Source organism: Paenibacillus sp. FSL H8-0282, from assembly GCF_037963825.1.
In the GTDB taxonomy this organism is placed as follows: domain Bacteria; phylum Bacillota; class Bacilli; order Paenibacillales; family Paenibacillaceae; genus Paenibacillus_AQ; species Paenibacillus_AQ odorifer.
Map to the genome: position 1 here is coordinate 1,167,569 of NZ_CP150146.1, position 25,858 is coordinate 1,193,426.

Annotated in this window: 24 protein-coding genes, 1 pseudogene and 2 other annotated features; of the genes and pseudogenes, 21 read left to right on the forward strand and 4 right to left on the reverse strand. The window is 46.1% G+C overall.

Translation table 11 applies throughout. From position 1 onward, the window contains the following. Positions 1–87: 87 nt before the first annotated feature. The 4 genes from NST94_RS04970 (at position 88) to NST94_RS04985 (ending at position 4,191) form a co-directional block, all read left to right on the forward strand. Positions 88–690 (forward strand): sigma-70 family RNA polymerase sigma factor, encoded by a 603-nt coding sequence (locus NST94_RS04970; RefSeq protein ID WP_248547910.1) that lies wholly within the window; start codon positions 88–90, stop codon positions 688–690. Continuing rightward, on the forward strand, positions 654–1,838 hold the full coding sequence (locus tag NST94_RS04975) for a hypothetical protein (protein ID WP_076276845.1): 1,185 nt from the start codon (positions 654–656) through the stop codon (positions 1,836–1,838). Before NST94_RS04970 ends, NST94_RS04975 begins: the two co-directional genes overlap by 37 nt. Positions 1,839–2,542: 704 nt before the next feature. After that, positions 2,543–3,358: a hypothetical protein gene (locus NST94_RS04980; protein WP_076302847.1), complete on the forward strand. Its 816-nt coding sequence runs from the start codon at positions 2,543–2,545 to the stop codon at positions 3,356–3,358. 26 nt (positions 3,359–3,384) lie between these two features. After that, complete coding sequence (locus tag NST94_RS04985) at positions 3,385–4,191, forward strand: hypothetical protein (RefSeq protein ID WP_076185056.1); 807 nt, start codon at positions 3,385–3,387, stop codon at positions 4,189–4,191. Positions 4,192–4,228: 37 nt separating this feature from the next. Here the strand turns inward: NST94_RS04985 and NST94_RS04990 are convergent, their stop codons facing one another. Beyond that, entirely contained in the window at positions 4,229–5,176 is a 948-nt protein-coding gene (locus NST94_RS04990; RefSeq protein WP_339281738.1) for a DNA ligase, read from the reverse strand. Positions 5,177–5,188: 12 nt separating this feature from the next. Continuing rightward, positions 5,189–6,160: a Ku protein gene (locus NST94_RS04995; RefSeq protein WP_076185058.1), complete on the reverse strand. Its 972-nt coding sequence runs from the start codon at positions 6,158–6,160 to the stop codon at positions 5,189–5,191. Between the two features lie 139 nt (positions 6,161–6,299). On the opposite strand from NST94_RS04995, the gene NST94_RS05000 reads away from it, so the two are divergent. The 8 genes and pseudogenes from NST94_RS05000 to NST94_RS05035 all read left to right on the forward strand — a co-directional run bounded on the left by NST94_RS05000 (position 6,300) and on the right by NST94_RS05035 (position 12,462). Beyond that, positions 6,300–6,470 (forward strand): hypothetical protein, encoded by a 171-nt coding sequence (locus NST94_RS05000; protein WP_175617343.1) that lies wholly within the window; start codon positions 6,300–6,302, stop codon positions 6,468–6,470. A gap of 31 nt (positions 6,471–6,501) precedes the next feature. Beyond that, positions 6,502–6,687 (forward strand): H-type small acid-soluble spore protein, encoded by a 186-nt coding sequence (locus NST94_RS05005; protein WP_036676525.1) that lies wholly within the window; start codon positions 6,502–6,504, stop codon positions 6,685–6,687. Between the two features lie 149 nt (positions 6,688–6,836). Then, positions 6,837–6,964 (forward strand): annotated as a pseudogene (locus NST94_RS05010) (multidrug resistance efflux transporter family protein); the annotation flags it as partial. 190 nt (positions 6,965–7,154) lie between these two features. Then, positions 7,155–7,616, forward strand: a complete 462-nt coding sequence (tsaE, locus tag NST94_RS05015; protein WP_248547976.1) for a tRNA (adenosine(37)-N6)-threonylcarbamoyltransferase complex ATPase subunit type 1 TsaE — start codon at positions 7,155–7,157, stop codon at positions 7,614–7,616. A 5-nt stretch (positions 7,617–7,621) separates the two neighbouring features. Then, positions 7,622–8,452, forward strand: coding sequence for a tRNA (adenosine(37)-N6)-threonylcarbamoyltransferase complex dimerization subunit type 1 TsaB (gene tsaB, locus NST94_RS05020; RefSeq protein ID WP_076129228.1), 831 nt, complete (start codon positions 7,622–7,624; stop codon positions 8,450–8,452). Next, positions 8,449–8,973, forward strand: a complete 525-nt coding sequence (rimI, locus tag NST94_RS05025; protein WP_036676521.1) for a ribosomal protein S18-alanine N-acetyltransferase — start codon at positions 8,449–8,451, stop codon at positions 8,971–8,973. The genes tsaB and rimI overlap by 4 nt, the downstream gene beginning before the upstream one ends. Beyond that, a complete protein-coding gene (gene tsaD / locus NST94_RS05030; protein WP_076099403.1) occupies positions 8,970–10,019 on the forward strand; it encodes a tRNA (adenosine(37)-N6)-threonylcarbamoyltransferase complex transferase subunit TsaD in 1,050 nt (349 codons plus the stop codon). Before rimI ends, tsaD begins: the two co-directional genes overlap by 4 nt. 42 nt (positions 10,020–10,061) lie before the next feature. Continuing rightward, positions 10,062–10,356: a binding site (T-box leader), on the forward strand. Between the two features lie 52 nt (positions 10,357–10,408). Next, positions 10,409–10,690: a binding site (T-box leader), on the forward strand. Between the two features lie 236 nt (positions 10,691–10,926). Beyond that, positions 10,927–12,462 (forward strand): 2-isopropylmalate synthase, encoded by a 1,536-nt coding sequence (locus NST94_RS05035; protein WP_036676518.1) that lies wholly within the window; start codon positions 10,927–10,929, stop codon positions 12,460–12,462. 406 nt (positions 12,463–12,868) lie between these two features. Here the strand turns inward: NST94_RS05035 and abc-f are convergent, their stop codons facing one another. Then, on the reverse strand, positions 12,869–14,809 hold the full coding sequence (gene abc-f / locus NST94_RS05040) for an ABC-F type ribosomal protection protein (protein WP_076129226.1): 1,941 nt from the start codon (positions 14,807–14,809) through the stop codon (positions 12,869–12,871). A 244-nt stretch (positions 14,810–15,053) separates the two neighbouring features. On the opposite strand from abc-f, the gene NST94_RS05045 reads away from it, so the two are divergent. The 7 genes from NST94_RS05045 (at position 15,054) to groL (ending at position 20,531) form a co-directional block, all read left to right on the forward strand. Then, on the forward strand, positions 15,054–15,689 hold the full coding sequence (locus tag NST94_RS05045) for a 5-formyltetrahydrofolate cyclo-ligase (protein WP_076129225.1): 636 nt from the start codon (positions 15,054–15,056) through the stop codon (positions 15,687–15,689). Positions 15,690–15,692: 3 nt separating this feature from the next. Further along, positions 15,693–16,163, forward strand: a complete 471-nt coding sequence (gene moaC / locus NST94_RS05050) for a cyclic pyranopterin monophosphate synthase MoaC (protein WP_076129224.1) — start codon at positions 15,693–15,695, stop codon at positions 16,161–16,163. An 85-nt stretch (positions 16,164–16,248) separates the two neighbouring features. Beyond that, entirely contained in the window at positions 16,249–16,734 is a 486-nt protein-coding gene (locus NST94_RS05055; RefSeq protein WP_036676512.1) for a MogA/MoaB family molybdenum cofactor biosynthesis protein, read from the forward strand. Between the two features lie 139 nt (positions 16,735–16,873). After that, positions 16,874–17,116: a twin-arginine translocase TatA/TatE family subunit gene (locus tag NST94_RS05060; protein WP_036676510.1), complete on the forward strand. Its 243-nt coding sequence runs from the start codon at positions 16,874–16,876 to the stop codon at positions 17,114–17,116. Between the two features lie 143 nt (positions 17,117–17,259). Continuing rightward, positions 17,260–18,027, forward strand: a complete 768-nt coding sequence (gene tatC / locus NST94_RS05065) for a twin-arginine translocase subunit TatC (RefSeq protein WP_076302851.1) — start codon at positions 17,260–17,262, stop codon at positions 18,025–18,027. A 512-nt stretch (positions 18,028–18,539) separates the two neighbouring features. Continuing rightward, a complete protein-coding gene (groES, locus tag NST94_RS05070) occupies positions 18,540–18,821 on the forward strand; it encodes a co-chaperone GroES (protein WP_036676506.1) in 282 nt (93 codons plus the stop codon). A gap of 78 nt (positions 18,822–18,899) precedes the next feature. Continuing rightward, a complete protein-coding gene (groL, locus tag NST94_RS05075; protein ID WP_076129222.1) occupies positions 18,900–20,531 on the forward strand; it encodes a chaperonin GroEL in 1,632 nt (543 codons plus the stop codon). A 138-nt stretch (positions 20,532–20,669) separates the two neighbouring features. On the opposite strand, the gene NST94_RS05080 is transcribed toward groL, so the two are convergent. Further along, entirely contained in the window at positions 20,670–21,647 is a 978-nt protein-coding gene (locus tag NST94_RS05080; RefSeq protein ID WP_076129221.1) for a tRNA-dihydrouridine synthase, read from the reverse strand. Between the two features lie 264 nt (positions 21,648–21,911). On the opposite strand from NST94_RS05080, the gene NST94_RS05085 reads away from it, so the two are divergent. After that, complete coding sequence (locus NST94_RS05085) at positions 21,912–24,494, forward strand: S-layer homology domain-containing protein (protein WP_280767917.1); 2,583 nt, start codon at positions 21,912–21,914, stop codon at positions 24,492–24,494. 141 nt (positions 24,495–24,635) lie between these two features. Beyond that, positions 24,636–25,844: an MFS transporter gene (locus NST94_RS05090; protein ID WP_036676501.1), complete on the forward strand. Its 1,209-nt coding sequence runs from the start codon at positions 24,636–24,638 to the stop codon at positions 25,842–25,844. Positions 25,845–25,858: the final 14 nt, after the last annotated feature.

Genomic DNA, 25,858 nt, shown 5'->3' on the forward strand with positions numbered 1-25,858 from the left:
TATGTGTCAGTCTGCTCCTTTTCATGAAAAAAATATTCCCAAAGTGTCCCTTTTGGATGATCATAAGACTTATAAGGATATACGTTAATGAGAAAGGGGAGTTTGCTGATTTTGGACGGGATCGAGCACACTGTTGTTCGGGTACAGTCAGGCGAGGTAGATTCCTACGCCTTGATCGTCGAGGCTTTTCAAAAGCCGATTTACCGCTATTGCTGTCGGCTGCTTGGGAGCCGTACTGAAGCGGAGGATGCAGTACAGGAAATTCTGGTAAAGGCATATCAGCATATAGGCACATACCGCCCTATCGCGAGCTTCTCTTCATGGCTATATAAAATTGCCTACCATCATTGCCTCAGTCTGATCCGCAAACGTCAAAGCCAAATAAAGTTTATGGCGCTTTTTCAACCAGATCCGCCTGCAGAAAGCCCGGAACAGTTGATGGACCGTTACATATTTAACGAACATCTGACTTTTGCCCTCGAGAAGCTGAAGACAGAGGAGCGAAACCTGTTAGTACTTAGAATCTTTGAGGAACAGAGCTTCCCGGAGATTGCGGAGATTCTGGATAAGAATACTGATGCTGTGAAGAAAAAATACAGGCGAACGATTACGAAGCTTGGCAAAATGCTGAATGCTCAGAAAGGGGGAACGGAATGGTGCGGCAACGAGGCTTTGTTGAAGAGAAAATGATCAAGAAAATGGATGCGGTAGGGAGCTGCGAAGAGCTGGATGTAAAAGCAGCTGTTATGAAGCGGGTAAGAGCAATTCATGAACAACAGAATAGGATTGACGGTGAAAGGACGAACATCGTTATCGAGCTGAATCCGTTTCCAGAACCGGAAGATCCTATTATGCAGAAGCAAAAAGAGATGCCCCAACACCCGTCTAGGTTTAGAAAAAGAGTGCTCACTGGAGTCTCCGCGGCTGTATTGCTAGGGATTATCGGGTTGGGTGCTTTTCAGCTATCTGCTGATGGAGATTTATCGAAACAAGGTAGCCAGGTTACAATTGATATCTCAAAACCCCAAGGTGGTATTATTACACTAGTGAACAGCGGAGGGAAGGCTGTTGTGAAGACGGTGCATAATAATACGCCTGATCCGACAACCTCGCCTGCGATAGAAAAGTATCAGAGCTTATCTATGACTTATAAAGAGCAAGTGCTTGCTCGTTTAAACACTGGGGAAATGGCTGCTTATTATGTGAAGGATGCTGAATTAAATAAGCTGGAGTTAGGGTTAGGCTATGGAAATCAATTGCAGTTTGCTTTTATTTCGCCGGTGTATTCGAAATATCAAGACTTCGTAAAAGAATTAAAAACGGTTGGCGATTTCTGGCCAGGGTTGCCTTCCTCGTTAGCTGATGGTTATGAATTCGAGCAAGGAACTTTTAATGCAGCTCCCCTATACAAGTCGCTAGACACAGAATATGAAGAAATCCTTGAACAATTTCAAAAAAAGGCTACAACCGATAAAACTGGACAAAACTTGTTTATGGAGAAGATAGCTGCAAATTCCATAGATAATGCTGAGGTTACCTACCACAACGGAGATCAAAGAATTACACTATCCTTAAGGCAGAGTGTTTTTAAGGGTTATACCATGCAAGTGTCTATCTTGGAAGGCCAGACTGCTGAAAAATGGTCTGTGACAGGTACAGGTAAAGAGGCAATATTTATCGCGGCGGGTACTGGAAAAGGGAAGAATGCTTGGTCTTCTCAGAATCGATTGTATTGGTATGATGAAGTCACCCAGATGGTTTTTTCTCTAAGCGACAAGCAGGAGAGTAAACTGACTCGTGAGCAATGGCAAAAGATTGCCACCAGTTTTATTCACTAGCTACTGTTCTAACTGTACATTAGGAGAAGCTGTCTCAAAAGTAGTGAATTCTACTTGGGAGGCAGCTTTTTTATGGAATAGGGGAATAATGGATTTTACTGTGCCATGTGACGATATGCCACGCGTAGAGTTCTATGCTAATGGTTGGGACGGTGGGCGATGTGCGATGTGCTATGTATGATTTTCGTGCGGCTTGCAGTAGATGATTTGTGGAATTAGTGGTATATGTGACGGTGGACTATGGGCGATACGTTCTGTGTTTGTGCAATGTATAGAATGCTTTAAACTAATTAGGGAAAAACTCCCTGAAAATAGCCGCTATTTGCTCTAAATGAACGAAATCAGGGAATTCCTCCCTAATAATCAGGAGAATTGCTTTATTCGTTGCCGAATTGGCTGAATTTCAGGGAAGTTTTCCCTAATTATAGGTCCGATGAACAGAAATCTCTGAAGTTTAGGGAGAAATTCCCCAATTGTTCTATAAGTGCTTCACTTATTGCATCATTAGGAGCGTCACTTGATGCGGCACTTGTAATGTTAAGAACAAAAAAGAGGCTGTCCCAAGCAACTATTTCATGGCTTTTGGGACAGCCTCTTTTTTGTGAAAAAATGTCCCTTTTTCTAATGTTGGATTGTTATAGAAGTGTAGTTAAAAAACAGGGGTGAAAATACATTTACCTTATTGAAGGAGAGGATGTTAGAAATTGAAGCTCCATTCTGATTTCAAAAAAACAGTTATCGCGTTCTCTGCAGCAATCTTGCTGGGAACAGGAGTGGCCGGGGGTGTGGATGTACCCGGCTTGTCTCTTACAATTGCGGCGGCATCAGGAGCGCAGGTTGCATCACAAACCGATCAGAAGACCCAAAAGGAATTGCAGGCACTCGTAGCTGGAGTGAAGGAAGGTACGCTTTTGGCCTACTACGTACGGGATAAAGTCTCCAATCCACAGGATGCGATCAGCTTCTCTGGCAAAGGGTTTGTTTTTAAGGACTATAAATCCTTTGCTGCGAAGTTTAAAGCGCTAAGGGGTCCGTCTATTCCGCAGCCCGGAAATCTTCCTAAAGGCTTCACTCTGGCGAGAGCCATCATCTATCCACCGGCTGTAGCTAATGATTCAGAGCTGTATTTGCAACTAGAGCAGGAATTGAAGGCAGCAGCGGTTGCTGGTAATTCTAATAAACAGTTGTTTAGTAAAATCATCAGCTGGAACCAGACGAATTTGTCTATGCAGCTGTATGCCAAAGGAAAAGCCAATTTTAGCATTGTAACTGGGTCGCCGCCCGCCAAACTTCCGGAAGGAGCGGTACCTTTTGTAAGAGCCTCGGAATCTAAAAAAGAATTAACGGTCAACGGCAGGAAAGTAGTACTTACAACTGATTCCGCTAAAGACGCAAGCTTTAACACAAAGCTAGTATGGCTGGATAACTCAGGCACGATACAATATACCCTTTCAGACAATCGGGCCAGTACGCTGACGACAAATGAAATGCTGGCGGTAGCTAAAACCATGATCAAATAACCAAGGGGCTAAAGGAGGATATTATAATGATGATTAAGAAAAGCGCGGCGATTACAGCCTTAAGCTTATTAGTATTGATAAGTGCGGTGAGTGGAACAGCAGGCGCAGTGCCTGCGGGGAGTAATAATAAAAGTAAAGCTACCGCACCCGTTGAGCAGAATACGCCCATATCTTCAACGATTGAAGCTTTGATTGCCAAAGAAAATACAGTTCCCTTACAAGCAGGCGAACTTAAGATCCTGTATGTAAATGATAAGAAATCTAATCCACATGAAACCTTGAGTATAAGCTATATGCCATATAGATTCAGTTCTATAAACGAAGCGGCGCAGAAGTTACTTTCATTAAGCGGGAAGTCACTCCTGATACCTACTTCTCTACCAGAGGATTATAAGTTACAGGATGTCGTTTTAAATCCAGTGATTCCAATGTTTTTTAGCTCAGAGTATAAAACCCTTAGGGATCAGTTAAAAGCTAAAGCCCAAGCTGGTGGTAAAAAGGTGATTTCGCAAAGCTTGAAGTGGAGCAATACAGAAACCTCTATCACCTATCTACGAAATGGAGAGAGGTTGAATTTAAGATCTGCACCTGCATACACGCTACCGGAAGGGGTGACTTTGGCCCAGCTGCCTGGGGATCAGGATGAGAGCTTGACCATCAACGGGGTTGAGGCGATTTACACAGTTTTTGGGCCTCATCACGGTGATCTTAAAGTCCAGCTGGTATGGTCCAGTGCTGATGGAAGTGTCGATTATACACTTACGAGTACAAAAAATACTGCGCAGACAAAGGCAGAGCTTGAGGCCCTTGTAACAAGTTTTACAGCACAATAAGAAACGTCCTCCCATTTCAGATTGGGAGGACGTTCTTTTATCCTTTTTGCTCCATTGTGCATGCCTCCGGGGGAAGATTCACTTTAGCTTGAGTAACAGGCTGACGCAGAGTGCCCGAGGTGTTCCATTCCAGAAAATGAACTTTGAAGACGAGCTCCGGCTTTATCCAAAAAGCACCCTTACCTCGTTGTGGAACATCTGCAAAGGGCATCCGATCCAGCTTAAGGCGGTGTGCCTCCGCAGTTAAGTCGCGTTTATCCTGCACAGTCAATTTTCCCGGACCGGCATGTCCGATATAATGCAAATTTCCTTTATCATCATAAAGACCAAGAAGTAGTGCGTTGACGATACCGTCACGGAACGTCACACCCCCGGCTACAGCTGTAATATCAGAACTGATTTTGCGTTTCTGCCAACGTTTATCTTTTCCGCCCGGAGCATAAGTACTGTTGATGTCCTTACAGACGATTCCTTCCAAGCCCTGGTTCTGAGTGGCGGCGAAGAGTTCTGTAGGATCGGTATAACTTGGCACAGCTTGAACATGGGGATGCGGCAGCAGAATGTCACTTAACAGCTGCTGCCGCAAGAATAATGGTTGATCCATCGTCGATTGGCCATTATAAAACAGAATATCAAATATCATATAAATGACAGGAACCTGATGCCTAACGACGGAAATCGTGGAACCATTTTTCAAACTGTCCCTCCGCATCACCTCATGAAATGAGGGTTTGCCGTCCTTGAGTGCGATAATCTCACCATCAAGAATCACGGAGTCAGCCTTGCAGTAAGCAGATACATCAGTAAGTTCTGGATATTGCGTGGTACGGTAATTGCCACGTCTGTTAATAAGCTGAGTAGTGCTTCCATCGTAATAGGACAACATCCGTACGCCGTCCCATTTAATTTGTGCGATCCACTGGTCACCTGCTGGAAGCTGCCCAGCCAGTATAGGTTCAAAAGGAATAATGGGCTGAAGCTTCATCCGCAGAGCCTCCTAAGATACGGTTGTTTTGCTTTTCGTGCTGCGGCGTTTCGGTTTTGGCGTGATGACTGGAGTCGGCCCGGAGACCTCGTTTTGCTGCTCCGCAGGTTCCGCGGCGGTTGTTTTGGTCTTGGCTGTTTTTCTTTTGGCAGCAGGAGCCGCTTTAGTTTTGGTTTTTGTGTTGCCTGTTAATGAAGGACCAGGGTCTGAAGGAATATGCTGCACAGCTTGAATACTAGCCTGCAAGGCAGCCATTAGATCAATCACATTGCTTTCCTGTTTAGCAGGAGCGATATGAAATTCCTCGCCTGCAATTTTATGTGAGATCAGATCAAGCATACGCTGGCGATAATCATCGGTATATTTTGCCGGATCAAAAGGAGTGGATAGCTGTGAGATCAGCAGCTTAGCCATTTCCAGCTCTTTATCGTTCACTGTCCCTGCTTCGGGCAGACCAGGCACTTGCGAGATCGGCCGCACCTCATCAGGATAAAAAATGGTCTCAATCGCAAGGCAATCCTCAAGCACACGGATCGCTGCCAGACTGCTTTTTGAGCGGATTGAAATTTTGGCGATACCAATTTTACCTGTCTGCTTCATGGCCTCCATAAGAAGTCGATAAGCATTTGAGCCTGCCTGATCCGGGGATAAATAATAGGTTTTTTGAAAATAAATCGGATCGATCTCCGTCAGGTCTACAAAGTCGAGAATGGAGATGCTTTTACTGGTCTCGTCGGATAGTTGATCCAATTCCTCTTTGTCGAAGAGCACAAACTTCCCTTTTTCATACTCATATCCTTTACCGATCTCTTCCCAAGCTACCTCTTTGTCACACACCGGGCATTTGCGTACATACGACAGCGGGCTGCCACACTCCTTATGGATATAACGCAGAGAAATGTCCTTGTCTTCCGTAGCGGAGAACATTTTAACCGGAACATGCACAAGCCCGAAGCTGATGGCTCCTTTCCAAACGGTATGCATGAGAAACACCTCCTGATCTAAGTTGATTTGCTTTGGGTTAGTATGAGGCAGGAAAGGCTTTTCTAGCCGGGTGCATTTTTTGAGAAGCTTGGGAAAAAATAAACTCGGACCTGTGAAGTTGAGGAGGAGAATCTAAGGTATGGAACCAAGAGATAACGAATGGAGCGATGCGCTGAGCGAGCAGGATATTCCGGCCACAGTTGTGGATTGGGAGAGCATTATTGCGTCCACGGAGGCCAGTCAGGTTTCCGATTCGGAAAAGCTAGATGCGGAACGAACCCTCGAAGATACGTCACCCTTAGAATCGTAAACTTTAGGAAAGATAAAGGAGGAGAACAGTTGTGGACGTCAAACGGGCACAGGATATTTATGCTTCTAAAGAAACTGTAAGTGTACATTTGGATGGGGAGCCTGTATGGATTGAACATGTGGATGAAGAGAACGGAATGGCTACGGTACAAGTTGGCTCTCGACCAACCAATACGCACACTGTGGGTGTTGAACGACTCGAAGAGCAAGAGCACTAACAAAGGTCTACTTAGAGCGTACGTTAAAGCTGAATTATAGTTTTTAAAAAAAGAGACTTTTTATGCTTAAGTTTGCGTAAAGGTCTCTTTTTGATTTGGAGCATAACTGACATCAAGGTTGACGGTGTAAGATTTAAACCAATATATTGGATCAGGCAGGACAGTCCATTATTGTTGCGCTGTGTTCAGGAGTTATTGCCACAGTATTATTCTTTCAGGCTACAGATATGGTAGGAGCAGCATGAGCGGATTAGCGGCAGTCGAAGCCACCCAATCTCGCAGCGTTCGGTATCGAAATTCAGCTTAACCACGCAAGTGAAGAAGAGGGCTGTACCTCCTTCGGCTTAAACAATGGGCAGGGACAGTTGTTGCGGTGGATGGACCATACCGATATAATTGAATGTAATGGTTTTCGACAGGTATATTTTAAAAGGTGGTAGTTGTAGTTGGACAAAACAGTCGAAACGGTGTTCACTTACCGTTCTTATAATCTGCAGGATACGGAGCAACTGGCAAGTGCAATAGCTGCTGCTTCAACGGCAGGCATGGTTATCGGTTTGGACGGTGATCTAGGCGCAGGAAAAACGGCCTTCTCGCAAGGTTACGCTCGCCATCTTGGAGTGAAAGGGATCGTAAACAGTCCTACTTTTACTATTATTAAAGAGTACGAAGGTCGTCTGCCGTTATATCACATGGATGTATATCGGATTTCACTTCAGGAAGCAGATGAGCTTGGATTGGATGAGTATTTCTATGGTCAGGGTGTTTGTTTGGTAGAATGGAGTAGTATTATTACGGATTTAATGCCGCCGCGGCATATGCATATATACATGGAAACAGTTGGACCGGAGGAACGAATCATTACGGTGACCGGAATCGGGGAGCCTTATGGTGAACTTTGCCGGGAGCTGATCCAGAAGTGGGGTTAATAAAAATGACGAACGAGAATACAGAGCCGCGCAAGCGGCTTTTAGCGCTGGATACATCAACTGCCGTATTGGGGGTTGCAGTGACCGAGAATGGAGAATTATTGCATGAAATTAATGCTTCCGGTGAACGGAATCATTCGGTGCATTTGCTGCCGATTATAGAGCAGGCGCTGCAAGCTTCGGGAACAACCGTTGCTAATCTGGGCGGGATTGCGGTTGGTGTGGGCCCGGGATCTTATACGGGAACACGGATCGCGGTTACCGCTGCCAAAACACTGGCTTGGGCATGGAATGTCCCGGTAGTTGGTATTTCGAGCCTGCATGCTGTGGCATGGGGTGGGTATGAAACAGCCCTTAAGAATAAGACGACAGCAGAGTCAGGACAAGCCACTGCGAACAGTGGCTACGGTCCAGACTGGATCATTCCACTGATGGATGCGCGTCGGGGACAGGTCTACACAGGATTATTCGCAGCGGATGGGAATAGTTCTCTTAGCCGCCTTGAACCAGATGCCATCCGGTTGATGGCCGACTGGGTGGAGTACTTGGCAGAACGTTTACAACAGGCTTCAGCTGAAGGAACTAAACCAGCTATTCTATGGTTTGTTGGAGAAACCGCTGTACATGGCAGCGAAGAATCACTACATCCGCTGGCGGAACTCGGCACTTCTGTAGCTATTCCATATGAGCTGGAGGGCCGCTGGACAGGCTTCCTTGGTGAAGCCCGGCTGCAAGTAGAGAATGATGATATTCATAGCTTGATCCCTAACTATACTCAGATTTCGGAAGCGGAGGCCAATCTGCGGTTAAGTAGTAAAGGAGGCTTAAAACGATGACGGAAGTGGAATCATTGAGAGCACAAGAGGCTGACCTTGTTTTTCGTCTGATGAAGCTGGAGGATATTCCGGACATTCTTATTATTGAGCGCGAAGCCTTTACCATGCCGTGGACGGAGGAAGCTTTCCGGAATGAGCTGACGCATAATCATTTTGCTAAATACATGGTCATGGAGCTGGCAGGTCATATAATTGGCTATGCTGGAATGTGGGCTATCGTGGATGAGGCGCATGTGACGAATATTGCCTTACTCGAAGCTTATCGTGGACGTAAATGGGGGGAGCGCCTGTTGGAGGAGTTAATGAATACTGCCTCTTACGTAGGCATGAAATCCATTACGCTTGAGGTGCGGGTATCCAATGAGGTAGCTCAGAATTTATATCGTAAAAAAGGCTTTCGTTCTGCCGGTACGCGCAAAGGATATTATTCCGATAATCGCGAGGATGCACTCATTATGTGGGCGGATCTACCGGAGTATAAGGAGCATGGCTATTTGGAAGGAAGCGTGGACTTGAAATGAAGACAGAAACGGGCGCAGCTCAACCTGTACTAATACTTGCTATAGAGACCAGTTGTGATGAAACCTCGGTGGCCGTGGTCAAAAACGGATCAGAAGTGTTATCCAACATCATCTCGAGTCAAATAGAGACACATCGTGCTTTTGGGGGCGTGGTGCCAGAAGTGGCTTCCCGTAAACATGTGGAGGTAATTACGCTCGTAATCGAGGAAGCGCTCGCCAAGGCAGGCGTTACACCCGAACAATTGACTGCGGTAGCGGTGACTCAAGGCCCGGGTTTGGTGGGAGCTTTACTGGTCGGGGTAGTAGCAGCTAAAAGCCTTGCTCTTGCATGGGGCAAGCCGTTAATTGGCACGCATCATATTGCAGGCCACATCTATGCTAACCGTCTGGTTGCAGAGCTGCAGTATCCATGTATGACACTAGTGGTGTCAGGTGGACATACTGAACTGGTTCATATGGAGCGTGAGGGTGAGTTTCGAATTATCGGCCGCACGCGTGATGATGCTGTAGGTGAAGCATATGATAAAGTGGCTCGGGCGCTAGGGTTCCCTTATCCCGGCGGACCCCATGTAGATCGCCTGGCACGCGAAGCGACGGAAGTTGTTGCATTGCCGCGGGTATGGCTGGAGCCGAACTCTTATGATTTCAGCTTCAGCGGTCTAAAATCGGCGGTGCTGAATGTGGTGAATCAGAGCAAAATGAAAGGTCTTGAACCCAATGTCGCAGGCATCGCCCGGGGGTTCCAAGAATCCGTAGTTGAAGTGCTGGTGGAAAAGGCGGTACGCGCCGTTAAAGCCACTAACTCCAGACAGTTATTGCTCTGTGGGGGGGTCGCTGCTAATGGTGGACTCCGCTCGGCATTAATTTCGCGCTGTGAAACGGAGGGCATTGAACTTATTATTCCTCCACCGGTGTATTGCACGGATAATGCGGCGATGATTGGAGCGGCTGCATACGTGAAGTGGCAGCATGACGGTGGAATACCGCTGGATATGGTAGCTGACCCTGGATTCTCACTGGAACAATGGTCTGTATCTGCCTATTGACATCATTTGGAGCTAACGAGTATAATCAGTTCAATTAAACAAGCAAACGCGATGAGCGGAAGTAGTAAGGATACTCTGGGATAAGAGAACTGCGGGTGGGTGCAACGCAGTCGAAGGAGTCCTGAACTCGTCTGGGAGCGGAGCGGTGGAAGCATTACTGGCAATTGTCGCCGGAACGTTTGTACACCGTTTACGGGTAACCTCCGTGATAGGGTGGTCTAGTACCTAACATACTGGACCGTAGAGTGGATGTTCAATTGGAATCGGCAGGAACTTAGCCGATACAGAGCATCAACAAGAGTGGTACCGCGAAGGTTAACAGCCTGTCGTCTCTTGAATGAGATGGCAGGCTTTTTTGTATGGATTTAGAGTGGTGAGTAATTTATATAATACACGCTAAGAACGGGAGTAGTAGAGTTTGACGGTGAACAGAGAGCTGCGGGTTGGTGCGACGCAGTCACCGGATTTCTTGAAGCTCGCCCGGGAGCGGAGCGGCGGAACAAGAGTACGCTGCCTACGGCTGTCCTCGTTATCGGACCTTTCCGGATTTAAGCTGGCATGCCAGCTTGAACCGGGAAGAAGAGCTGGACGCAGCTTTGAGGCTTGTTATTAGTGACAGCTGATGCGTCAAAAAGAGTGGTACCGCGGAGGGGTAACCCGCCGTCTCTTTATTAGAGACGGCGGGTTTTTGCGTTCTTGTAGAAGAAGTCCGGGGAATGGACTCAACGCTACATAAGACGCCAAAAGTGAACACTCTGCACATTGTGCAGAGATTCATTTGTTTCAGCTGCCGGCAGCAGTGGGTGGGAAATGAGCAGAACCGCAAGTCGACGTGTGGTTCTGCGCTGAAGCATAGGATAGAGATAAGGCATCCAATTACATGAAAACAAAACTAGGAGGAATTCAGATGATTATTCCAGTTAAGAAACGTATTCAAATTTTCGATACGACCCTGCGTGACGGTGAGCAGGCCCCTGGGGCTAGTCTGACTCCTGAGCAAAAAATATTGCTGGCATATAAGCTAGCTGATCTGGGTGTTGATGTAATGGAGCCGGGGTTCCCGGTATCGAGTCCTGGAGATTTTGCAGCGGTGCAGACGATTTCGCGCAAGGTGCGCAACGTGGAGATTTGTGGTTTCGCGCGGGCCGTAAAAGGAGACATCGATGCTGCAGTCCGGGCGACTCAAGATGCTGAACGTCGGCGGATTCACTTGTTCATCTCCTCTTCTGATATTCATTTGCAGCATCAACTGCGTATGAGCAGAGCTGAAGTCGTAGCTAAAGCGCGCGAGATGACGGCTTATGCGCGACAATTCTGTGATGTAGTTGAATTCACGGCCATGGACGCTGCGCGGACAGGGATTGATGATCTGATTGAAATGGTTGAGGCAGTTATAGAGGAAGGGGCTTCCATTATTAACCTGCCGGATACAGTAGGATACGCATTGCCACATGAATATGGCGAGATGTTCCGGAGAGTGCGGCAGGGAGCAAGAGGTGGTGGCAAGGTCAGCTATAGTGCCCACTGTCATAATGACTTGGGGCTGGCTGTAGCTAACAGTCTGGCAGCGATTGATGGAGGGGCGACTCAGATAGAAGTCACCGTGAATGGTGTAGGCGAGCGCACAGGGAACTGCGCACTGGAAGAGCTTGTTATGGCGCTCGAAACCCGCGGCGATGCAATCGGTGCAGAAACAGGCATCGTGCTCGATAAACTGTATGATACTTCACGGCTGATTAGTGGAGCGATGCATTTTCCAATCGCCTATAACAAGCCGGTCGTCGGAAGAAATGCCTTCCAGCATGAATCCGGGATTCATCAGGATGGCCTGCTCAAGGATCGTAGTACCTATGAGATTATGGATCCCGAACGGCTGGGCATCCCCCGCAGCATGATCATTCTGGGCAAACATTCTGGCAGACATGCGCTGAAGGATCGGGCTGCGAAGTATGGAATAACGCTGGAGCCTGCGGAGCTGGATGCACTTTATGAGTCCTTTAAAGAGACCGCTGACCGTCAAAAGGTCGTCAGTGATGACCAGCTGCTGCAAATGGTAAGCAGTACAACTGGACAACAAGCTCAGGTCTATGAGCTGGGTGAGGTTCAGGTATTGGCGGGCAGTGCCCAGCGCCGTGTAGCTGCAGTTACGGTACGCCATCTGCAGACTGGCCGGGAAACGTCACATACCAGCACTGGTGAAGGCCCGCTTGAAGCGATTATCGCCGCTATTGGGCAAGGGATTGCTGAGGAGATAGACTTTGCAGGACTCGAGCTTCATTCGCTTGGAAGCGGAGAGAATGCGCAAGCAGAAGCAGCGGTGATGGTGGAGTGGGAGGGCCTTAAATTCAGAGGCACGGCCACTCACCAAGATATAATTATGGCGGCAGGCATCGCTTATATCGCAGCCTGTAATGCTGCCCTGCTCTCTACACAGATTGTCTAAAATACGACGTGCCCGCTGTCAGTTTAGGAGATAGCGGGTTCTTTTTTAGCATAAAATCAGTCTTGTAAAATGGGGTTACGTCTTTTGTCAAGTTGTGGACAACGTTATCCACATATTCTGCCTGAGTTGTGTAAAAAGTGCGTAAAATCAGCAATAACGGCTTTTTTCAAAATGCTCTAATAAACAATTTTGTTGGCAATGAAACACTGTGAGAATTGTGGATAATGTGGATAGATCCGTGGATAATAATTCCTTTTCCTTGAAAATACCGATTTAACGCATAAAAAAGACCCCGAAGGGTCTTTTGAAGTAGGGAGTTATACACGGAACCTGTGTATAGAGCTGTGGATAACTATTTATGAACAAATCTAGAACGATGAAAAAATATTTATAAGGAGGATTTACATTATTCGTCAGCAAGGATTTCCCATTCGCTAAAGAAATCTGTCAGCTGAGATTTTTTGTTCTTCAGGTCCTCTTCATAACCTTGAAGTGCTAAATAATCCTGATAAACTTCAGGTTTAGTCATTTCATGCTCTATAAATACGATTGATTCTTCAAGTGAGGCGATGTTCTCCTCAAGCTCTGCGATACGCCGTTTGCGGTTACGCTCTTCACGCTTAGCCTGCTTGTCTGCTTCAAAAGAGGTTACAGCGCTTTTTTCAGGTACAGCAGCGTCCTTATTGACGTTTTTAGTAGCTAGTTCAGCGGCATCTTTTGCAATCTCTTCTAATTCTCGTTTCTTCTCGACATAGTCATCGTAGTTGCCGAGGTATTGGTCGATCCCTTCGGGATGCAGCTCCAGTACCCTTTCAGCCATTTTGTTCAAAAAATAACGGTCATGGGAGATGAACAGCAGGGTGCCTTCGAAATCAATTAAAGCAGATTCCAGAACCTCACGGCTGACCAGATCCAAATGGTTGGTAGGTTCATCGAGAATTAGCATATTTGCACCGCGGAGCATTAGTTTAGATAAGGAAACCCGAGCTTTTTCGCCGCCGCTGAGTGCGGAAATCTTCTTAAGAACATCCTCTCCGCTAAAAAGGAAATTACCAAGGATCGTACGAATTCTGGCTTCCTCGATCATTGGATATTCACTCCACAGTTCTTCCATAACCGTATTTTGTGGATTAAGGCGGGTCTGTTCCTGATCATAATAAGCAATTTTTACTTTAGTGCCCCAATTCACCGTTCCAGCAGAAGGCTCACGGGTTCCGGTCATACACTGCAGCAATGTGGATTTACCGATACCATTGGGACCGATCAGGGCAGCAGTCTCCCCGCGACGAAGCTCAAAAGAAGCGTCCTTGAATAAAGGTGAACCTTCATTAAAGGCAACCGCAACATTGCGCACTTGAAGCACCTCTTTTCCAGACATGAAGTCTGGCTCAAAGGAGAAGCTAGCCTTCTTCAGATCACCCATTGGACGATCTAGACGATCCATCTTCTCAAGCGCTTTGCGTCTGCTCTGCGCACGTTTTGTGGTGGAAGCCCGGACAATATTTTTCTGAACGAAATCCTCCATTCGAGAAATTTCATCCTGTTGCTTCTCATATTGCTTCATCCGTGCTTCATATTCGGCAGCCTTCAAATCTACATAACGACTGTAGTTACCCGTATAACGCCGGGACTGGTGCCGCTCGATCTCTACAATAGTGGTCACGAGACGGTCTAGGAAATAACGGTCATGGGATACAACCAGAATCCCGCCAGCATAGCTGCGGAGGTAATCCTCCAGCCACGTTAACGTTTCGATATCCAGATGGTTAGTAGGCTCATCCAGCATCAGAAGATCTGGAGCCTGAAGCAAAATACGGGCCAGCGCGAGCCGGGTCTTTTGGCCTCCACTAAGGGTAGAAATGGGTGTATCTGGTGGGAAATCACTGAAGCCCATGCCGTGTAGGACACTGCGAATCCGTGTATTCATTTCATAGCCGCCGTGGTCCTTGAACCAATCCGAGCGCCGCGCATATCGTTCAAGCAGTTCTTCGTACCGCTTGGGGTCTTCCGCGAGCTTAGGATCAGCAATACTTACTTCTAACTCTCTCAGCTCAGTTTCGGCTTCGATCAGCGGAGCGAAGACCGCCATCATTTCTTCATGAATGGTTTTGTCAGATTGCAGTCCGCTATTCTGAGCTAAATATCCGATTGTTGTTTCTTTTGATTTATGAATTTGACCGCTGTCATAAGACATCTCACCGGCCAGAATTTGTAGAAAAGTTGATTTGCCGGCACCATTCACACCCACTAGCCCGACACGTTCCTTTTCATTTACCTGTAGGCTTATGCCATCCAGTACGTTCTGTATACCATATGATTTAGTAATTCCTGTCGCTTGAAGAAGCATAACGATGAAACCTCCACCCTTGCATATTTCGCCTTGGTATTTATCCCTCAGCCGTATGAACAACTTATTCTATAGTTTACATGAAAAGCGTTTCCCAAGCGAGGGTTCGATCTAATGTAAGGAGGGAATAACGACCTAGTCCGATAACACAGTTCTATCCACCTTGGCGAACCGGGGAGAAGAGTGGTAAACTGGATTTACAAACAAGGATAAGCTAGGGATGAATAAGAGGGGGAGGCCGACAATGTCCAGCAAGGAGTCGGAGATCTCCAAAGTAAAGCAACAATTACGAACCGAGAAGACCATCGCCCGAAACGAGCTGTCTTCGGACCAGAGAAGTAAACTATCATCTGAAGTCTGCCACTATGCATTGGAGTGGCTGGAGACGAAGGGTATAACTTCACTAATGGCCTATGTGTCTTTTCGTTCAGAGCTTGATACCCGCCCACTTATCACACAGGCGTGGAAAGATCAGCGTAAGGTGCTGTTGCCGCGTGTAATTCCAGCAAGCGGTGAAATGAGTGTCCACGCGGTGAATGCATGGAGCGATTTAGAGCCGGGGGCTTATGGTATCCATGAACCTATTGTCTCCAGCAGAGATTTATTAGAGATTGAAGAGATTAAGCTACCTGCTGTTGTGTTCGTACCAGGGCTAGCATTTGATCTTCAAGGCGGCAGGCTTGGCTACGGTCGAGGATACTATGACCGGCTACGTGCGTCTTGGGAGAAAGCCGGGTACGTTAGCGCACAGCCCCCGATATGGATCGGGTTAGCTTACGGCATGCAGTTGGTTCCAAGGGTGCCGATGGATGAGCATGATGCTTTAATGGACATGCTGATTACTGAAAATGGTATAGTGCACTGCCGAAAAGGAGAGTGAGCCATGGAATTGACCCATTTCAACGAGCAGGGAAGAGCTCGTATGGTGGATGTGAGTGAGAAGGAGATTACGAAGCGGACAGCTGTCGCGCGGAGTATGATCAAGATGGCTGCTGGAACGCTGAGCGCCATTAAGAGTGGCAAGATCAGCAAAGGTGATGTCCTTGCTGTTGCACAGATCGCCGGGATTATGGCGGCTAAGAAGACGTCAGACTGGATTCCGATGTGCCACCCGCTGCCACTTACCGGTATTGATATCAGCTTCTCCGATAACAGCGAAGATGAACTTTATATAGAAGCAACAGTCCGTACTACAGGAAAAACCGGAGTAGAGATGGAAGCCTTAACCGCTGTTTCTGCCTCAGCACTAACGGTGTACGACATGTGTAAGGCTATTCAGAAGGATATGATTATCGGACCGACGCTTCTGGTATCTAAGAGCGGGGGCAAGAACGGAGATTATGCGCTCGAATAAGTATCAGCTGCTTTTGTTCGAAGCGCTGAGGCGAGCAGGCTGAACTGTACAGCCAACTATACATATAGAGAGGAAGGACAAACCTATGGCGTGGAAGACAGCAATCCTAACGGCCAGTGATAAAGGGGCCAGGGGCGAACGGGAAGACACGAGCGCCCAGGTTATTCGGGAGCTGGTGGAAGAGGAACTAGGTGGCGAGATCATTGAATATCGAATCGTTCCCGATGAACAAGATGAGATTATCGCAGCCTTGATTGAACTGACGGACTATTTTCAGGCAGATTTGGTACTGACCACCGGAGGCACAGATCTGGCGATTCGTGATGTGACCCCGGATGCTACTCGGCGAGTGGTAGAACGGGAAGTGCCTGGGCTCTCAGAAGCTATGCGAAGCACAGTGATGCAAAAAAACCGTGCAGCTATGCTTTTTCGTGGGATATGCGGCATTCGCGGTCGCACGTTGATTGTCAATTTACCTGGAACGCCGAAGGGTGTTCATGAGAATCTGGCAGCTATTATGGATCAATTACCGGAAGCACTGCTCATGGTAACTGGCCAATACCGTCAATAACCCTTTGTCATCTTCTTGTCACGTCACAATGATAATCTATTTATAGAAGAAAGTGGATGTAACTGTGACATAAGTTATGGTATTATTAAATTAAAGTAAACGATACCATGAACGGACAGGTGGACAAGGAGGAATAATAATGTTTAGTGGAATTGGTACTCCTGGTATTATTTTGTTGGTCATACTGGCACTTCTGCTCTTTGGCCCAAATAAACTGCCAGAGCTAGGCCGTGCAGTTGGACGAACCTTCCGTGAATTTAAGGAAGGCGCGCGTGAAATCATCGGGGATAATGAACCGGTGAAGAAGAGCGAAGCTCCTGTGCCGACGGCCCCGCAAACGGTCGCTGCAGATATTCCTCAGGACAAACGCCTGCCGGAATAATAGAAGATCTTTCAATGGGGCAATCTCAGGAGTCTACTAGACTTGAGGAGACGCCCCTTTTTCTTTGCTTTCCGCAGCAACGGACACTGCTTTGAAGAAAGTTAGTGTTATCTTTTTTACTCTTGTCATGGGATGGTGTCTGGATGTCTCTGAAATCGGAAGAAATGTCGGTGGTGGATCATCTCACCGAGCTGCGCAAACGGATTATTTATGTGTTAGTCGTATTTGTCCTTGGATTAATTGGCGGTTTATTTTGTGCAAAGCCTATTTACGATTATTTGATTAGCACGGACCTGGCGCAAGGTTTTGTTCTGCATGCATTCTCATTCTGGGATGGCATTGGGATGTACATGAAGATCGCGATGGCCGTTTCGCTAGTGATTTCTGTCCCGTTTATTGCCTACCAGCTGTGGGCATTTATCAGTCCGGGCCTGCGGCCAGAGGAGCGAAATGCGACACTTCGTTATGTTCCCTATGTGTTTGTTCTTTTCCTTATCGGTCTTTCTTTTGCTTATTATATTGTTTTTCCAATGGCACTTTCGTTCACGATCTCAATTACCAGAAGCATGGGATTGGAAGAGACCTACGGGATTGCACAGTATTTTAACTTCATGTTCAGCCTGGTATTGCCGCTGGCATTGCTGTTTGAACTTCCATTGCTGGTGATGTTTCTGACCAAACTAAGAGTACTCAACCCGCTACGCTTGCGTAAAATGCGTCGGTACGCCTATTTCACGCTTGTTTTTATTGCTGTAGTTATCACGCCCCCGGATTTTATCTCAGACTTTCTCGTGACGATTCCACTGCTCATTTTGTATGAGTTCAGTGTATTTTTATCTGCATTTGTCTATCGCAAGCAACTTGCTGCGGACGCGGCACGGGATGAACGGTATGTTCAGAAGCAGGAGTGAGGAGAGAGGCTGCCGCTAAGTAGATTTTCTACGAATGTGGCAGCTTTTTTGCTATAAGTTGATTTCATTAGTTGGATTGAATACACTTAATAAGTAATTGTTATCGATCGATCACGATCATTAGATGCAAAGGTCTAACCATTCTAGCAACGTTCATATCTATAAGGGGTGAGAGGAAAGCGCTGGAATCCTACGCATATTTTCAAAACCCGTGGATACAATGTAATAGAGTGTGTGCTTGGACAAGCATTGAAACGTATTTTTTTGCGAAAACTAATACGAATTTGTGTAAAAAGACTTGAAATCCGGGCTCAAGTTGAGTATCATAAAAATTGTTGTTAGCACTGCACGCTGTTGAGTGCTAACGCTCTTGAAAAATAGGAGATGGGCTGGAGATTAGCAGGGTTCCATTGATATTTTTCAAGAACATCACAGCATTCTAAGTTTGACCGGTAAGTTCTAAACTATGTTTTGAAGCAAAATAACATAATTTTAAAGGAGGCTATTTTTTCATGATCAAACCATTAGGTGAACGCGTATTGGTGCTACCGAGCGAGCAGGAGGAAACAACTTCATTCGGGATTGTGCTTCCGGACTCCTCGAAAGAAAAGCCACAAGAAGGAACTATTATTGCAGTAGGCAGCGGAGCTTTGAAAGATGGAGTACGTGTAGCACTTGAAGTTAAAGAAGGCGACCGTGTTCTTTTCTCAAAATATGCAGGAACAGAAATCAAATATGAAGGTAAAGAATATTTGATTATGAAAGAAAGCGACATTCACGCGATTCTTGACTAAGCAAGAGTCGATCATAAGCTAAATCTAAACTACTTAAAGTAATATGATATACAAAAAATTCTAGGAGGTAATTACACAATGGCTAAAGAAATTAAATTCAGTGAAGAAGCTCGCCGTTCTATGCTTCGTGGTGTAGATGCTCTGGCAAACGCGGTAAAAGTTACACTTGGACCAAAAGGCCGCAACGTGGTGCTTGAGAAGAAATTTGGTAGCCCACTCATCACTAACGATGGTGTAACGATCGCTAAAGAAATCGAACTTGAAGATGCATTCGAGAACATGGGTGCTCAACTGGTTAAAGAAGTTGCTACTAAGACTAATGATGTAGCCGGTGACGGTACTACAACTGCAACGGTTCTGGCTCAAGCTATGATCCGCGAAGGTCTGAAGAACGTAACTGCTGGTGCTAACCCAATGGTTATCCGTAAAGGTATCGACAAAGCGGTTCGTGCAGCTGTTGAAGAATTGCAAAAAATCGCTAAGCCTATCGAAGATTCCCAAGCTATCGCTCAAGTAGCTGCTATCTCTGCTGCTGACGATGAAGTAGGTCAATTGATCGCTGAAGCTATGGAAAAAGTAGGTAAAGACGGTGTTATCACTGTTGAAGAATCCCGTGGATTCGCTACTGAGCTTGAAGTAGTAGAAGGTATGCAATTCGACCGTGGTTACATTTCCCCATACATGATTACTGATACAGACAAAATGGAAGCTGTTTTGGAGAATCCATACATCTTGATCACTGATAAAAAAATCAGCAGCACTCAAGAAATTCTTCCATTGCTTGAAAAAATCGTTCAACAAGCTAGACCGCTTGTTATTATCGCTGAAGATATCGAAGGCGAAGCACAAGCTATGCTGATCGTGAACAAACTGCGTGGAACATTCAACGCTGTTGCTGTTAAAGCTCCTGGCTTTGGCGACCGTCGTGAAGCTATGCTGCAAGATATCGCTGCCCTGACTGGTGGCCAAGTGATCACTGAGAAGCTCGGTCTTGATCTGAAGAGCACTTCCATTGAACAACTGGGTAACGCACGTCAAGTACGCGTAACTAAAGAAAACACAACAATCGTAGACGGAAGCGGCGACAAAGCGGACATCAATGCACGCGTAAGCCAAATCCGTGCTCAACTGGAAGAAACAACTTCCGAGTTCGACAAAGAGAAATTGCAAGAGCGTCTGGCTAAATTGGCTGGCGGCGTAGCCGTTGTCAAAGTTGGCGCTGCAACTGAAACTGAACTTAAAGAGCGCAAACTTCGCATCGAAGATGCCCTGAACGCAACTCGCGCAGCGGTTGAAGAAGGTATCGTATCCGGTGGGGGTACAGCTCTTGTGAACGTATATAACGCTGTTGCTGCTGTAGACGTAACTGGCGACGAGAAAACTGGCGTTAACATCGTGCTTCGCGCGTTGGAAGAGCCAATTCGCACCATCGCAGCTAACGCTGGTCAAGAAGGTTCCGTAATTGTGGACCGCTTGAAAAAAGAAGAAGTAGGTATCGGCTACAACGCTGCTACTGGTGAATGGGTGAACATGTTCGAAGCGGGTATCGTTGACCCTGCTAAAGTAACTCGTTCCGCGCTTCAAAATGCTGCATCCGTAGCTGCTATGTTCTTGACTACTGAAGCAGTTATCGCTGACAAGCCTGAGCCTGAAAAAGGCGGCGGCATGCCAGATATGGGCGGCATGGGTGGAATGGGCGGCATGATGTAAGGAAATCATTATCGAAGCAATTCGATGATGAGTTTCCTTGAGAGGAAACACCATTTGACCACATAGTACAAAAATGAGAGACCTTTCATAAGTTCATTGAACTTTTGAGAGGTCTCTCATTTTTTTTGTGGGTATAATTTAATCTAATTCTTGCTCTAAAACAGTTTTTACTAAACGACGTACTTCATCAGTTGATCTTGTATCCATTAATTGGTTTCTTAGTTCGCCTGCACCTCTAAATCCACGAACATAGATTTTGAAAAAGCGAAGAAGTGGTTTAAATAAACGTGGCTCAAGTTCATTTGAATATTTATCGTGAAGATCCAACTGTAAAAGAAGTAAATTGAGAAAATCCTTCGCGCTGTGTTCTTTAGGTTCTTTTTCAAAGGCAAATGGATTGGTGAAAATGCCGCGGCCAATCATGACTCCATCAACGCCGTATTGTTCTACTAATTTTAATCCTGTTGCGCGGTCAGGAATATCTCCATTAATAGTTAACAACGTATTTGGAGCAATTTCATCGCGTAATTTTTTTATTTCAGGGATTAGTTCCCAGTGTGCCTCTACTTTACTCATCTCTTTTTTTGTACGAAGGTGAATGGAAAGGTTCGCAATATCTTGTTTCAATATATGTCCTAGCCAGTCGCGCCACTCGTCAATATCAGAGTATCCTAATCTTGTTTTAACACTAACCGGCAATCCACCTGCTTTTGCTGCTTGAATAATTTCTGCTGCAACTTCAGGATGTTTTATTAATCCAGCACCTTTTCCATTCGATGCGACGTTTTGTGCTGGGCACCCCATGTTTAAATCGATACCACGAAAACCAAGTTTTTTCATATCAATGCTCATCTGTTCAAAAAATACGGGTTTATCACCCCAAATATGAGCGACAATCGGTTGCTCATCTTCTGTGAACGTTAATCGACCACGTACACTGTCTTTTCCTACAGGGTGACAATAGCTTTCTGTATTTGTGAATTCTGTGAAAAATACGTCGGGTTTTGCAGCTTCACTAACGACGTGCCGAAATACAACATCTGTGACATCTTCCATGGGCGCTAATATAAAAAACGGCTTCGGTAAATCAAGCCAAAAGTTTTGTTCGTTACTCATATTATCTCCTCTTGTTGTAATATATAAAAACGATATAAGGATAGCAAAGTCCTATACCCATCATACATAGTATCATTTTTTTTCGTTTAATGCACAGAATCAATGATATGAGAATGTTCATCCACGGCTATTTGTTTATAATCTGTTTATTGATACTTGTTATAATCCTGTAGATGAAAAGTTTGTAATATAAAGTCGAATCGTGTTAACGAATCGATTATAGACAAACGACATAACGCATCCAAAGAACAGGGGGATAAGCAAGTGAACAAAAAGCAATGGATAAGCTCTATATTGGCTGCTGCTGTATTATCAAGCCCTATCATTATGCCGACCAAAGGATCGGCAGCGGCTTCCTTTATTGATATTGATGGCTCATATGCAAAGAAAGCGATTGTTGAGCTATTCGATCAGGGGATAGTGACTGGTGTCGGAGAGAGTAAGTTCTATCCTACGTCGAATATTACAAGGCAGGATTTTGCAATTATTTTAGCAAAGACATTAAAGCTGGATGTTTCAAACCCTCCTGCACTGCCAACCTTTCTGGACGTTCCCACAAGCAACTACGCATACAGCTATGTAGAGGCAGCTGTCAAAGCCGGATTGATTAAGGGTACAGGCAGTAATCTTTTCGGTACGGGGCAAAATTTATCACGTCAGGATATGGTCGTCATGTTCGTGAGAGCATTGGGAGTCAATCCTACGGGTAAAGCTGGAACTTTGCAATTTGCTGATAGTAGCCAAATTGCTGATTATTCCAAAGATTTTATAGCTGCTGCTGTGGAATATGGATTGATTACCGGATATAATAATTTTTTTAATCCTGATGCCAAAGTAGATCGTCAGGCCGTAGCTCTAGTAGCCTCTAAGTTTCTGAAGTTTAAGGAGAACGGAAACACTGAGCAGCCCGCCTCCACCCCAACTGCTCAACCGAGTAAAGAGCCGGTAACAGTGCCTACTCCTGTTGTTGGAGGGTCTTCCTCTTCGCAAAGTGAGCATAGCAGCAATTCAGATACAAATGCACCTATGGTTGAAAGTACCAAGTTCGAGGCGATCGATAACTACAACGGGACACAAGATCAGCTTCGCGGGTTAGCGGGAGCCATTGGCGAGCAAGGAGCAGCGGTACAAGCCTACCTGTGGACGGATGCGAATGAGAACGGTGAAGTAGATGCCGATGAGTTAGGAACAGCCATCGCATTAGGCACCAGCGAAGCAGACGGATCTGTGAATGCGGCCAATATTGGGGATCTGAACGCAGGAACGTATCGTTTCGTGATTACCGCTAAGGATTCATTCAATAATGAATCAGCGAAGAACGCTGCACATGTGGTTACGGTGACCTTAAGCAAAAACGAAGTTCCGGATACGAGTGCACCGGTAGTGGACGCAACTAAGTTCGAAGCGATCGACAACTACAACGGGACACAAGATCAGCTTCGCGGGTTAGCGGGAGCCATCGGGGAGCAAGGAGCAGCGGTACAAGCCTACCTGTGGACGGATGCGAATGAGAACGGTGAAGTAGATGCCGACGAATTAGGAACAGCCATCGCATTAGGCACCAGTGAAGCAGACGGATCTGTGAGTGCGGCCGATATTGGGGATCTGAACGCAGGAACGTATCGTTTCGTGATTACCGCTAAGGATTCATCCAATAATGAATCAGCGAAGAACGCTGCCCATGCGGTTACGGTGACCTTAAGCAAAAACGAAGTTCCGGATACGACTGCACCGGTAGTGGACGCAGCCAAGTTCGAGGCGATCGACAACTACAACGGGACACAAGATCAGCTTCGCGGGTTAGCGGGAGCCATCGGGGAGCAAGGAGCAGCGGTACAAGCCTACCTGTGGACGGATGCGAATGAGAACGGTGAAGTAGATGCCGACGAATTAGGAACAGCCATCGCATTAGGCACCAGCGAAGCAGACGGATCTGTGAGTGCGGCCAATATTGGGGATCTGAACGCAGGAACGTATCGTTTCGTGATTACCGCTAAGGATTCATCCAATAATGAATCAGCGAAGAACGCTGCACATGCGGTTACGGTGACCTTAAGCAAAAACGAAGTTCCGGATACGACTGCACCGGTAGTGGACGCAGCCAAGTTCGAGGCGATCGACAACTACAACGGGACACAAGATCAGCTTCGCGGGTTAGCGGGAGCCATTGGCGAGCAAGGAGCAGCGGTACAAGCCTACCTGTGGACGGATGCGAATGAGAACGGTGAAGTAGATACTGACGAGTTAGGAACAGCCATCGCATTAGGCACCAGCGAAGCAGACGGAGCTGTGAGTGCGGCCAATATTGGGGATCTGACCGTAGGAACGTATCGTTTCGTGATTACCGCTAAGGATTCATCTAATAATGAATCAGCGAAGAATGCTGTACATGCGGTTACGATTGAGCTTGTTAATGGTATTCTGACCACACCTACGGTTACTAGCTCTATATATGGCTTTGACGGAGGCGGCGGTTCAAAAACAAAACAACTGATAACGGGTTCTACACAATCGCGCATTCGCTTCGACTTTTTCTCCGGAGAAAGCTTTACGAATGCTGAAATTCAGGTAACGCTGGAAGGCATTACCTTTACCACAAACGACTATTATACCATTAGTGGATGGACACATCCGACGAGTGATCAAATTAGCAATAATGGGCATACGTTAACTTTCACAGGAAGTAACATAGGTGTTTCGGATATCGCTTTTGAACTTCATAATAAAGTGATGCCGGCACCCGGGACCTATCTCATTAAGTTCAAAGCAGATGCGGATGGACCTGGAACAGCCAGATCTTATTCCGAGGAACAAGTCATTACCTTAATTATTTTGCCACCGGCTTAAACTAGAAGCTTCTCATGAGTTCTTTGAACTTGTGGGAAGCTTCTTTTTTATGAAAAATAGGATTGCTCAATATAGTCTAAATGAGTATTATGAGTAAGGTATGTTCATATAAAAATAGAGATAAACAGGATGGAGAGCACCATGAAAACAACACGTCAGAACGCATTGATTTTCTCGTTTACTTTTATGGCTTTTATTCTGGGGACGACGGAGTATATTATTGTTGGTTTACTCTCTGAAATATCCTCAAGCCTCGGAGTTACGCTTGCGACAGCCGGGGGATTGGTATCTGGCTTCGCGATTTCTTATGCCATTGGCACACCAATTATGATGTCCTTATGCAGCCGTGTTCCGAAACGGATTACGATTCTTGTATCACTTGTATTGATTTTACTGCTAAATTTGTGGAGTGCTGTAACTGGAACTTACAGTATGCTGCTGGTGACTAGAATAGTTACTGCCATACTATGTGGCTTTGTTCTTTCTGTAGCCATTACGGTAGCGAATGAAGCGGTTGATCAGGAGAAGAGAGGCAAAGCGATTGCTACAATTTTGAGTGGTTTTGCTATTGCGAATGTTTTTGGTGTGCCGATCGGTACTTTCGTCGGGCAGTTTTTTAATTGGCCAGCAGCGTTTGTTCTGAATGGGATATTAGCTGGAGTTGCCATAGTCCTAAATTATATCTATATTCCACGCCAATTACCGAAACCTGTGCCTAGCTCACTCAAGGATCAGATCGGACTGCTCACAAACGGCCGCATTATTCTTGCATTTCTCATTCCGGTTACGGCAGTGGGAGCCGTATTTGTGATGTACACTTACATTACGCCTATTCTGGAGCAAGTCATGAACGTTCCTAAAAGCTCGGTTAGCGGTGTGCTGTTTGTATACGGAATTGCCACGATTGTCAGCAACTGGATTGGTGGCAAGGTTGCGACCGGTAATGCGGTTAGTAAGCTGAGATTCGTGTTCCTTATCCAAGCTGTGGTCTATGTTATCTTTAGTATGACCGCATCTGTTTCCATTCTAGGAATGATTGTGCTAATGGCTCTAGCCATGATGTCGAGTATTGTGAGCGCCCCTGCGCAGCTCTATTTGATTGACTTAGCTAAGCAGTTCTCACCAAAAACGAAGGATCTTGCTGCCTCATTGAATCCAGTAGCCTCAAACCTGGGAATTGCAGGCGGGTCCGCGATCGGTGGAGTGGTTGCCGGGCATGGAGGATTAATCTCTCTTCCTGTAGCTGCTGCCATCCTGGCGATATTGGCCTGTGTGATTACGTTGATATGTTATAAGATGGATCATCAAAGCCAAGCAGCGGTCATCACTCAGCATCATAACTTAACCTAATGAGATGATATAAA